10 protein-coding genes are annotated in these 10,642 nt (G+C 66.9%); 3 read left to right on the plus strand and 7 right to left on the minus strand.

Going from position 1 to position 10,642, the window contains the following annotated elements:
* The 6 genes from AC1D01_RS09245 to AC1D01_RS09270 all read right to left on the minus strand — a co-directional run.
* Window positions 1–532, minus strand: a 532-nt coding sequence (locus tag AC1D01_RS09245) for an ABC transporter permease (RefSeq protein ID WP_477865751.1), incomplete at its 3' end; no start/stop codon positions are given.
* On the minus strand, window positions 529–2,097 hold the full coding sequence (locus tag AC1D01_RS09250) for an ABC transporter substrate-binding protein (RefSeq protein WP_477865752.1): 1,569 nt from the start codon (window positions 2,095–2,097) through the stop codon (window positions 529–531). The genes AC1D01_RS09250 and AC1D01_RS09245, both read right to left, overlap by 4 nt.
* A gap of 81 nt (window positions 2,098–2,178) precedes the next feature.
* Window positions 2,179–3,396, minus strand: a complete 1,218-nt coding sequence (locus AC1D01_RS09255; RefSeq protein WP_477865753.1) for a M20 aminoacylase family protein — start codon at window positions 3,394–3,396, stop codon at window positions 2,179–2,181.
* Window positions 3,396–4,379: an ABC transporter permease gene (locus AC1D01_RS09260; RefSeq protein ID WP_477865754.1), complete on the minus strand. Its 984-nt coding sequence runs from the start codon at window positions 4,377–4,379 to the stop codon at window positions 3,396–3,398. Before AC1D01_RS09260 ends, AC1D01_RS09255 begins: the two co-directional genes overlap by 1 nt.
* A gap of 150 nt (window positions 4,380–4,529) precedes the next feature.
* Window positions 4,530–5,633, minus strand: a complete 1,104-nt coding sequence (locus AC1D01_RS09265; protein WP_477865755.1) for a porin — start codon at window positions 5,631–5,633, stop codon at window positions 4,530–4,532.
* 246 nt (window positions 5,634–5,879) lie between these two features.
* Window positions 5,880–6,935 (minus strand): porin, encoded by a 1,056-nt coding sequence (locus AC1D01_RS09270; protein ID WP_477865756.1) that lies wholly within the window; start codon window positions 6,933–6,935, stop codon window positions 5,880–5,882.
* Between the two features lie 243 nt (window positions 6,936–7,178).
* Here AC1D01_RS09270 and coq7 point away from each other — a divergent pair, with 243 nt between their 5' ends.
* Complete coding sequence (gene coq7 / locus AC1D01_RS09275; RefSeq protein ID WP_477865757.1) at window positions 7,179–7,835, plus strand: 2-polyprenyl-3-methyl-6-methoxy-1,4-benzoquinone monooxygenase; 657 nt, start codon at window positions 7,179–7,181, stop codon at window positions 7,833–7,835.
* A gap of 6 nt (window positions 7,836–7,841) precedes the next feature.
* On the opposite strand, the gene AC1D01_RS09280 is transcribed toward coq7, so the two are convergent.
* On the minus strand, window positions 7,842–8,264 hold the full coding sequence (locus AC1D01_RS09280; RefSeq protein WP_047585097.1) for an OsmC family protein: 423 nt from the start codon (window positions 8,262–8,264) through the stop codon (window positions 7,842–7,844).
* Window positions 8,265–8,596: 332 nt separating this feature from the next.
* On the opposite strand from AC1D01_RS09280, the gene ilvA reads away from it, so the two are divergent.
* Window positions 8,597–10,174: a threonine ammonia-lyase, biosynthetic gene (gene ilvA, locus AC1D01_RS09285; protein WP_477865758.1), complete on the plus strand. Its 1,578-nt coding sequence runs from the start codon at window positions 8,597–8,599 to the stop codon at window positions 10,172–10,174.
* Between the two features lie 168 nt (window positions 10,175–10,342).
* Window positions 10,343–10,642, plus strand: a 300-nt coding sequence (locus tag AC1D01_RS09290) for a nicotinate-nucleotide--dimethylbenzimidazole phosphoribosyltransferase (protein ID WP_477865759.1), incomplete at its 3' end; no start/stop codon positions are given.

Here is a 10,642-nt window from a genome sequence, read left to right on the forward strand (position 1 = left end):
GCACCCAGCCGGTCAGCGAGATCGCGACGATCAGCACCGCGAACGCGAGGCCTTCGTGCGCATTCGGGAACACCGCCCGTCCGATGCCGTCGATCAGCAGCGCGACCAGGATCGACGGGAACGACAGCATCACGTCGCACAGCCGCATGATGAAGGCATCGGTCTTGCCGCCGACGAAGCCGGCCAGCAACCCGAGCGACACGCCGACCGAGAGCGACACCAGCACCGAGGCCACACCCACCAGCAGCGAGATGCGCGAGCCGTACATCAGCGCGGACAGGATGTCGCGGCCCTGGTCGTCGGTGCCGAGCAGGTATTTCGAGCTGCCTTCGGGCAGCCAGGCCGGCGGCAGCCGCGAGTCGGCGAGCTCCAGCGTCGCGAGGTCCATCGGGTTGTGCGGCGCGACCAGTTCGGCGAACAGCGCGCAGAAGATGCAGGTGAAGGCGACGACCGCGGCCACCATCGCGGTCGGCGAGCGGCGGAAGCTGTACCAGAGGTCGCCGTCGAAGAATCTCCGCAACGCCGAATTCATTTCACGACCACCCACTTGTAGGGCATGAAGTTGTCGGGCAGCTGGACGATGTCGACGTTCTTCTTCATCGCCGAGGCGAGCGCCTGCTGGTGCAGCGGGATGTGGCCGACGTCGTTGGCATGTAGCTCGAACGCCTCCTTGATCATCGCGTTGCGCTTCGCCTGGTCGGTCTCGCTCTGGATCTTCAGCGTCAGCTCGTCGACCTTCGGGTTGCTGTACGAGCCGAGGTTGAACTGGCCCTGGCCCTTGTCGGTCGGTGTGGCCATCAGCGAGGTCAGCGCGTTGTGGGCGTCGTAGGTGCTCGGCGTCCAGCCCAGCAGGTAGAAGCTGGTGTCGCGGCGCAGGATCTTCGGGAAATAGGTGTTCTTGGTCTCGGTCTGCAGGTTCACCTTCACGCCGATGCGCGCCAAGTTGGCGGCCACCGCCTGGCAGATGTCGGCATCGTTGACGTAGCGATCGTTCGGGCAGTTCAGGCCGACCTCGAAGCCGGCCGGGTAGCCGGCCTCGGCCAGCAGCTTCTTCGCCGCATCGACGTCATAGGGCAGCCGCTTGTTCTGCTCCGGCGTGAAGCCGCGGATGCCCGGGCCCACCATCAGCGCCGACGGCAGCGATGCGCCGCGCATCACGCGGTTCCTGATCGTCTCGATGTCGATCGCCTGGTAGAAGGCCTGGCGCACGCGCTTGTCCTTGAACGGGTTCTTGCCCTTGACGCTCGAGAACTGCAGCTCGTCGCGCTTCTGGTCCATGCCGAGGAAGATCGTGCGCAGTTCGGGGCCCTGCGACACCTTCAGGTTCGGCGACGACTTGATGCGATCGATGTCCTGCAGCGGCACCGGCTCGATCACGTCGACCTCGCCGGACAGCAGCGCCGCAACACGCGTGGGGGCGCTGCCGATCGGCGTGAAGATCACCTCGTCGACATTGCCGTCGACCTTGCCCCACCAGGTGCCGTTGCGGACCAGCACGGTGCGCGCCGACGGCTGGCGCTCCTTCAGCCTGAACGGGCCGGTGCCGTTGGCCTTGAAGCTCGCGGTGTTCTCGATGCCCTTGCGGCGGTCGACCGGGATCACGGCCTTGTTGTCCTCGCACCACTTCCTGCTCATCATGAAGACGTTCGTCAGCACGTCCGGCAGGATCGGGAACGGCGCGAGCGTCTCGATCTCCACCGTCAGCGGGCCGACCTTGCGCACCTCCTTGAACGGCGAGGTGTAGCTCTGCATGTCGGAGCCCTCGCCGGCCGCGCGCTTCAGCGAGAACACCACGTCGTCGGCACTGAACGGCGTGCCGTCGTGGAAGGTCACGCCCTTGCGCAGCTCGAAGCGCCACACCGTCGGCGAGGTCTGCTTCCATTCGGTGGCGAGGATCGGCGCGAGCGCGAGCTTCTTGTCGCGGCCGATCAGCGGCTCGTAGACGTTGCCGGTGAAGGTGAGCTGCAGCGTCTCGTTCAGCGAATGCGGATCCATCGACTGCGCATCGCCCTGGTTGGCGACGCGCAGGGTCACGGCACCGGCCATGCCGCACGACAGGAACAGCGCAGCCGCAAGCAGGGTGGGTTTCAGCTTCATCGTGGACTCCTTGGGGGATGAACGAACGTCGGGGTGTCGGAGCGAGGCGGCCGGCGGCGCGGCCGCGGCAGGCGGAGACGGCTACAGCGGCATCGCGCGCTCGACCAGGGTCGCGAGCAGGGCGCTGCCGAGCGGCAGGATCTCGTCGTTGAAGTCGTAGCGGGTGCTGTGCAGGAAGCAGCCGCCTTCGCCGCCCTGGCCGATGCGCAGGTAGGCGCCGGGGCGCGCCTGCAGCATGAACGAGAAATCCTCGGCGCCCATGCTCGGCACGAGCTCGCGCACCACCTTGTCCTCGCCGACCAGGCCGGCGGCGACGTCGGCCGCGAAGGCGGCCTCGCGCGGCGTGTTGATCGTCGCCGGGTAGACGCGCTTGTAGTCGAGGCTCGCGGTCGCGCCGAAACCGAGCGCCACCGATTCGGCCAGCCGGCCCAGGCGCTCCTCGATCAGGTCCTGCACTTCGCGCTTGAACGTGCGCACGGTGCCCATCAGCTTCGCCTGGCGGGGGATCACGCTGAACGCGCCCAGGTCGCCGGCCTGCATCGCGCACAGGCTCACGACGGCGCTGTCGAGCGGGTTGACGTTGCGCGACACCAGGCTTTGCGCCGCGGTGATGATGTGCGCGGCGACCAGCACCGGATCGATCGCCATGTACGGGTGCGCGCCGTGGCCGCCGCGGCCGTTGACGGTGATCTCGATGCGGTCGGCGGCCGCCATCATCGCGCCCATGTTCAGGCCGATCGTGCCAGGCTGCATGCTCGGCCAGTTGTGCATCGCATAGACCGCATCGACCGGGAAGCGGTCGAACAGGCCGTCGTCGATCATCGCCTTCGCACCGGCGAAGCCTTCCTCGCCGGGCTGGAAGATCAGCACCGCGTCGCCGGCGAACTGCCGGGTCTGGGCCAGGTAGCGCGCCGTGCCCACCAGCATCGCGGTGTGGCCGTCGTGGCCGCAGCCGTGCATCAGGCCCTGGGTGGCCGATCGCCACGGGAAGTCGTTCTCTTCGCGCATCGGCAGCGCGTCCATGTCGGCACGCAGGCCGATGGCTTTCGCGCCGTGCGCACCGGCGGGCCGGCTGCCGCGGATCACGCCGACCACGCCGGTCTTGCCGATGCCGGTGTGGACCTCGTCGACGCCGCACACGCGCAAGGCCTCGACCACCTTGGAGGCGGTGCGCACCTCCTCGAAACCCAGCTCCGGGTGGGCATGCAGGTCGCGCCGGAACGCCATCAGCTCGGGCTGCCAGCCGGCCAGCCGCTGGTAGGCACCCGACGCGGCCAAGGGTGCGGATTCACGCATCATCAGTGGGCTCCTGCCGTGCGCTCGACGCGCAGGCGCGGGTCGACGGCAAAGTAGAGAAGATCGACGACCAGGTTGATCACGACGAAGATCAACGCGATCAGGCAGAGGTAGGCGGCCATCACCGGGATGTCGGCGAACGTGACCGCCTGGATGAACAGCAGCCCCATGCCGGGCCACTGGAACACCTGCTCGGTGATGATGGCGAACGCGATCAACGCACCCAGCTGCAGCCCGGTGATCGTGATCACCGGCACCAGCGTGTTGCGCAGCGCATGCGAGAAATACACGACCCGGTTCGGCAGGCCGCGCGCGCGCGCGAACCGGATGTAGTCGGCCCGCAGCACCTCGAGCATCTCCGAGCGCACGAGCCGCATGATCAGCGTCAACTGGAAGGCCGCCAGCGTGATCGACGGCAGGATCAGGTGGCGCCAGCCGTCGACCGTGAAGAAGCCGGAGGTCCACGCACCGAAGGCGACCACCTCGCCGCGCGAGAAGCTCGGCAGCCACTTCAGCGTGACGGCGAAGATGTAGATCAGCAGGATGCCGATCAGGAACGTGGGCAGCGACACGCCGAGCAGCGAGAGCGTCATCAGGCCCTGCGACAGCGCGCTGCCACGGCGCAGCGCGGCATACACGCCGAACGGAATGCCGACCGCGAGCGCAATGACGGCTGCCACCAGCGACAGCTCGAGCGTGGCCGGCAGGCGTTCGACGATCAGCGACGAGACCTTGCGGCCCTGGCGCAGGCTGAGGCCGAACTCGCCCTGCACCGCATTGCCGACGAAGCGCGCGAACTGGATCGGAAACGGCTTGTCGAGCCCCAGATCGGCGCGCAGCTGTGCACGCTGGGCGGGCGTGGCCTCCTGGCCGAGCAGGTTGGTGACCGGGTCGCCGACGTACTGGAACAGCATGAAGGAGATGAAGGCCACCGACAGCATCACGACGATGGCCTGCAGGAACCGGCGAATGATGAAAGCGAGCATGCGTGGGTGAAAGAGGTCCCGAAAGGTCCCGCGTGACTTTACTGCCGAAGCAACTTCCGAACCGCCTCGGGCAAACGAGGGGCCCAGGGGCGCGCGTGCATGAAAAAGGGCCGCTCGGTGGCGGCCCTGGCTGGTGAARGGCGTAGCCGATCAGAAGCGGTGGCGCAGCCCGATCGTGAAGCCATTGCGCTTCTGGGCGCCGTTGGCTGCGCCGCCGGCACCGTTCAGGCTGACATTGCCGCTCAGCTTGGTGGTGTCGGCTTCGACATAGGCATCGGTGCGCTTCGACAGCGCGTAGTCGGCGGCAGCCGTCAGGAACTTGGCGGTGGCATCGGGCGATACCACAGCCGCAGGCCCGTTCTGCTTCGCACGGAAGTAGTGGATGCCCAGATTCAGTTCGGTCGTGGCCTGGAAGTTGGTGCCGATGGTCCAGATCTGGCGCTTGTCGGCCGCCTGGAAGGCCGGGCCACCGAAGCCGCCGTTGGCGCCACCGGTCCAGAAGGCACCGAGCGTCGCCCTGTCAGTGGCCGTCAGACCGGAGTCGACCTTGTTCTCGCCCCAGCCGACATTGAAGTACCAAGGGCCCGTCTTGTACGACGCACCGAAGGTCGTGGCCTTCAACTTCTTCTCCGAGGCGAACTCGTATTCTTCGTAGCCCACGCCGGCGCCGATGCCGCTGTCCGAATAGCGCAGGTAGCCGCCCACGGTCTTCCCGCCGGTGGCCGAACCTTCACCGGCCGACACCTGCAGCGCAGCGCGCACCGGGCCGACTTCGATCAGGTACTTGACCATGTTGTCGGCGCGCGCGCCCACCGCGAAACCGATCTCCGGCTTGTAGGCCTCGAAGTAGGGCGAATAGGGATAGGACGCGTAGGTGCTGGTGACGACATCGAACAGCACGTTGTATTGCCGGCCCAGGGTCACGCGGCCGAAGCCGGTCTGCAAGCCGACCCAGGATTGCTGCCAGAACTGAGCGCCGGGCTGCGTGCCGTTGTCGGGCAACAGCCGGTGTTCCAGGTTGACCAGCGCCTTCATGCCGCCACCGAGGTCTTCGACGGTGTTGATGCCGAGTCGGCTTTGCGACATACCCCCACCGATTTCGCGCCACATGCCAGCTTCGGCGCCCCCGTTCTGCTCGTTCGATGTATGCCGCATCGCCACGTCGACGATGCCGTAGATCGTGACACTCGACTGCGCGAATGCCGAAGAACCCATCGCAGCGAGCGCCGCAGTCACCAAGATCGTCTTTTTCACAGTTGTCTCCTGTTGTCGGTAGCAAACGAATTCTTCTTGTTGCAGGAATTGTCATTGAAGCAGCACGGTCGTGCGCTTTCCTGTTGCTACGCGTTCACTGGCGTAAACCTTGATTGCGACAAAGCGCCGATCGTTCTTGTTGTGTCAATTCGTGTCACTCAGGCGACACGCCCATGAAAAAGGCCGCCCGAAGGCGGCCTTTGAACGAACTGCATCAGAGTGGCACGGCAAGCCGTGCCGCTGCGATCAGAACGAGTGGCGGATACCGGCTTCGAAGCCTTGCGACTTCTGGCCACCCGAGATGTAGGGCAGAGCCGGCGACGAGGCCGTCGCGGTCGTGCCTTGCACCGTGTAGGTGGCAGTACCCTTGTTCTTGATCGACGCGAACGTGCTGTACAGCGCGGTGCGCTTGGACAGGTCGTACTGGTAGCCGACAGCGAACTGGTTGGCATCGTTGGCATCGATGCTCGCGCCAGCAGCGTTCGTGCCCTTCATGTCGACGCGGACGTAGCCAGCACGGAAGGTGCTTGCACCGACCGGCACCGAGGCGCCGATCTGGATCACGTTCTGCTTCGCGTCGAGGTACTTGGCTTGAGCGCCGAAGCCCAGGACCTTCACAGCACCGAAGTCGTACGAAGCGCCGATGATGCCCTTCTTGTACTTCTCGCCGTCGGTGATGTTTTCGGTGGTGCCGTAGGTGCCCGACACGTCCAGCGGGCCAGCGGCGTAGCCGAGGCGGCCAGCGATGTGCTTCTTGCCGTTGACGCCTTCACCAGCAGCGACCGACGCGCGAGCGTAGAAGCCACCCAGGGCCGGCGTGTAGTAGCTGACCATGTTGTCCGAACGGGTCACCGTGTCGACGTTGCCGGCACCGACGGTGCTGGCAGCGTTGAAGTGGCCCACGTCGGCAACACCATTGGTGCCGAAGGTGTCGTAGTCGGCGAAGCCCGTGAAGGTTGCGGTCAGTTCGCGGCCGGCACGGATTTCACCGAAGTTGCCGATCAGGCTGACGGTCGAACGACGGTGCCAGAAGCGCGTCGAGTTGGCCGTGCCGGCATCCGGATTCACAGCCGATTCCAGCCAGAAACCAGCCTTCAGGCCGCCACCCAGGTCTTCGACACCACGGAAGCCCAGACGGCTGCTGTTGATGCCGTCGGTGCTCAGCGTCTTCAGCTTCTGGTCGCCGTTCTTGGTGTAACGGGCRCCGACGTCCAGGATACCGAACAGCGTGACCGACGACTGCGCCGAAGCTGCACCGGCAAACGCGCCCAGAGCTGCGAGAACGAGTAGAGATTTTTTCATTGCGACGATCTCCTAAGTTGAACAAGAGGTCCCGGTCACCAGAATCCCCGCCGGGGACAGACCGAGCCAACCTCCTCAGTGGAAGTTGGCGTATTGCACCAGAGCGCGGCATGTAAGCAAAGGCTCGTGGCACTGCATTGGGGGCTTGTGTTGTCTGAGCACAACGTGCACGGAATCGACACGAAACCATGCTTGCTGCGCCGGCACATGCCGGCACGAACGCCCGTTCGGTATCCTGCGCGCATGCCTTCCATCGCCACTTCCGGCCGCTCGCTGTCGCGCCTCGACCACTGGTTGGGCGCCGCCGACAGCGCGCTGCGAACCCTCGCCGCGCCGACACCCGGCGCCGCCTCGAAGCCCACGCCGGCCCGTACGCTGCCGACCCTCACGCGGGCCGAGCAACAGCTGTCCGGTGCCTTGATGCGCGTCAATCACGTCGGCGAGGTCTGCGCCCAGGCGCTCTACCAGGCGCAGGCGCTGACGGCCCGCGATCCGGCGTTGCGCTCGCACTGCGAAGCGGCCGCGCGCGAAGAGGCCGACCACCTGTCGTGGACGCACCAGCGGCTCGTCGAGCTGCAGGCGCACCGCAGCCTGCTGAATCCGCTCTGGTACGCCGGCGCCTTCGGCATCGGCTGGGCGGCCGGCCTGGCGGGCGACCGCATCAGCCTGGGCTTCATCGTCGAGACCGAACGCCAGGTCGAGGCGCACCTGGCCGGCCACAACGAGCAATTGCCCGCCGCCGACGACGCGTCACGCGCCATCGTGCAGCAGATGAAGGACGACGAAGCCCGCCACGCGGAAGACGCCAGCGCAGCCGGCGGCATCACGCTGCCGTGGCCGGTTCGCACCGCGATGCGCCTGGCGGCCCGCGTCATGACGGCCACCGCGCACCGCATCTGACGGCGATCAGGCCTCGACGATCTCGAAGCTGGTCGTGATCTCGGCCGTCTTCGCCAGCATGATGGTGGCCGAGCAGTACTTGTCGTGCGACATCTGGATCGCCCGCTCGACCGCCTGCGCCGGCAGGCCCTTGCCGCTGACGGTGAAGTGCAGGTGGATCTTCGTGAAGACCTTCGGGTCGGCCGGCGCCCGCTCGGCCTGCATCTTCACCTGGCAGCCGGTCACCTCGTGGCGGCCGCGCTTCAGGATCAGCACCACGTCGTAGGCGGTGCAGCCGCCGGTGCCGGCGAGCACCGTCTCCATCGGGCGCGGCGCGAGGTTGCGGCCGCCGCCGTCGGGCGCACCGTCCATCAGCAGCACATGGCCGCTGCCGGTCTCGGCCACCATGCCCATCCCGGTCGCGGGCATCCAGTTGATCGTGCATTCCATCGTCTGACTCCAGGCCTTCGCAAAGCCGCCACATCCGCCCCAGCGGGCGACCGGCATTGTGCATCCCGTCACAACCCCACGCCCGGCAGCGTCGCCGAAGCCCCTCGCCCATATTGCGGCGCAACATGACTGCAGCTACACTCGCGCAATCGATGTCTTCCGGGACATCACCGTTTGTCTCCTCCACCTCCTCCATTGGTGGATTCAGCCCAAGTCAGCAATGACTTGGGCTTTTTTCTGCCTGCATCCCAGCCGCGCGCCGGGGCCGAGCGGTTGGCGACCACTGACGTATCATCCGGCGCCCCCAGAACAACCCCTCCGAGGAGTCCCCGATGGCAGGCGCCGCTCGCCCGAAAAAACCGCGCCCCGCGCCTGCCAAGGCGACCGGCTCGCCGCTCAGCCTGTCCGACTACCTGCAGAAGATCCTGACGGCGAAGGTCTACGACGTGGCCGACGAGACGCCGCTCGAGACGGCGCGCAGCCTGTCGAAGCGCGTCGGCAACCAGGTGCTGCTCAAGCGCGAGGACAGCCAGCCGGTGTTCAGCTTCAAGCTGCGCGGCGCCTACAACAAGATGGCGCACCTGGACGCCGCTTCGCTGAAGCGTGGCGTGATCTGCGCCTCGGCCGGCAACCATGCGCAGGGCGTGGCGCTCGGCGCCCACAAGCTCGGCTGCCAGGCCGTCGTCGTGATGCCGGTGACGACGCCGCGCGTGAAGATCGACGCGGTGCGCGCGCTCGGCGGCGAGGTCGTGCTGCACGGCGACAGCTACTCCGACGCCTACGTTCACGCGCTCGAGCTCGAGAAGGCCCGCGGCCTCACCTTCGTGCACCCGTTCGACGACCCCGACGTGATCGCCGGCCAGGGCACCATCGCGATGGAGATCCTGCGCCAGCACCAGGGTCCGATCGACGCGGTGTTCGTCGCGATCGGCGGCGGCGGCCTGATCGCCGGCATCGCCGCGTACATCAAGGCGGTGCGGCCCGAGATCAAGGTGATCGGCGTGCAGACCTCCGACTCCGATGCGATGGTGCGCTCGGTCAAGGCCGGCAAGCGCGTGCAGCTGAGCGACGTCGGCCTGTTCTCGGACGGCACGGCCGTCAAGCTGGTCGGCGAAGAGACCTTCCGGCTGGCACGCGAGCTGGTCGACGACTTCGTGCTCGTCGACACCGACGCGGCCTGCGCCGCCATCAAGGACGTGTTCCAGGACACCCGCAGCATCCTCGAGCCGGCCGGCGCGCTCGGCGTGGCGGCCATCAAGCAGTACGCCGAGACGCACAAGCTGAAGGGCCGCACGCTGGTCGCGATCACCACCGGCGCGAACATGAACTTCGACCGGCTGCGCTTCGTCGCGGAGCGCGCCGAGGTCGGCGAGGAACGCGAGGCGCTGTTCGCGGTGACGATCCCCGAGGAGCACGGCAGCTTCCGCCGCCTGTGCGAGCTGATCGGCGCGCGCAGCGTCACCGAGTTCAACTACCGCATCTCGGATGCGAACCAGGCGCATGTGTTCGTCGGCCTGGCCACCAGCAACCGCGGCGAATCGACGAAGATCGCGCGCAGCTTCGGCAGGCACGGCTTCGACACCATCGACCTGACCGACGACGAACTGGCCAAGCAGCACGTGCGCCACATGGTGGGCGGGCGCAGCGAACTCGCACGCGACGAGCGCCTGTACCGCTTCGTGTTCCCCGAGCGCCCGGGCGCGCTGATGCGCTTCCTGTCGTCGATGCACCCGGACTGGAACATCAGCCTGTTCCACTACCGCAACCAGGGCGCCGACTACGGCCGCATCCTGGTCGGCATCCAGGTGCCGCGCGGTGACAAGAAGGCCTTCAAGGCGTTCCTCGAAGGCCTCGCCTACCCGTGCGTCGACGAGACCGACAACCCGGTCTACCGGCTGTTCCTGCGCTGAACCCGCCGTGCGCGCCAAGCCCGACAGCCTGACTCCTAGGGATGACACACCATTGCCGCGGCCGCGAGCGCTGCTCCACAATCCATGCTCGGTATTCGAACTCGAAGTGACGGTGACGCTGGGGCGATTTCCATGACGACCCCTCCGGCACGATCCAACACCCTGCCCATGTCCGTCAACCGATCACTGATCTCTCCCACGGCCAACCCCCTTCTCGAGCAGGCCTTGCGCGAGAAGCTGAWGCGCCGCAGCGAGGTGACCGGCAACCTGGGCGAACTCGAGCCGCTCGCGGTGCGCCTGGGCCTGATCCAGAACACGCTGAAGCCGCGCTTCAGTTCGCCGCAGATCGCGCTGTTCGCGTCCGACCACGGCCTGGCGGTCGACGGCATCAGCCCGGTCGGCCAGCCGTCGACGGCCAGGCTGGTGCAGAACCTGCTGGCCTCGCAGCTGCCGGTGTCGGTGTTCGCC

This window comes from Rhizobacter sp. P3_B12 (assembly GCF_056402895.1).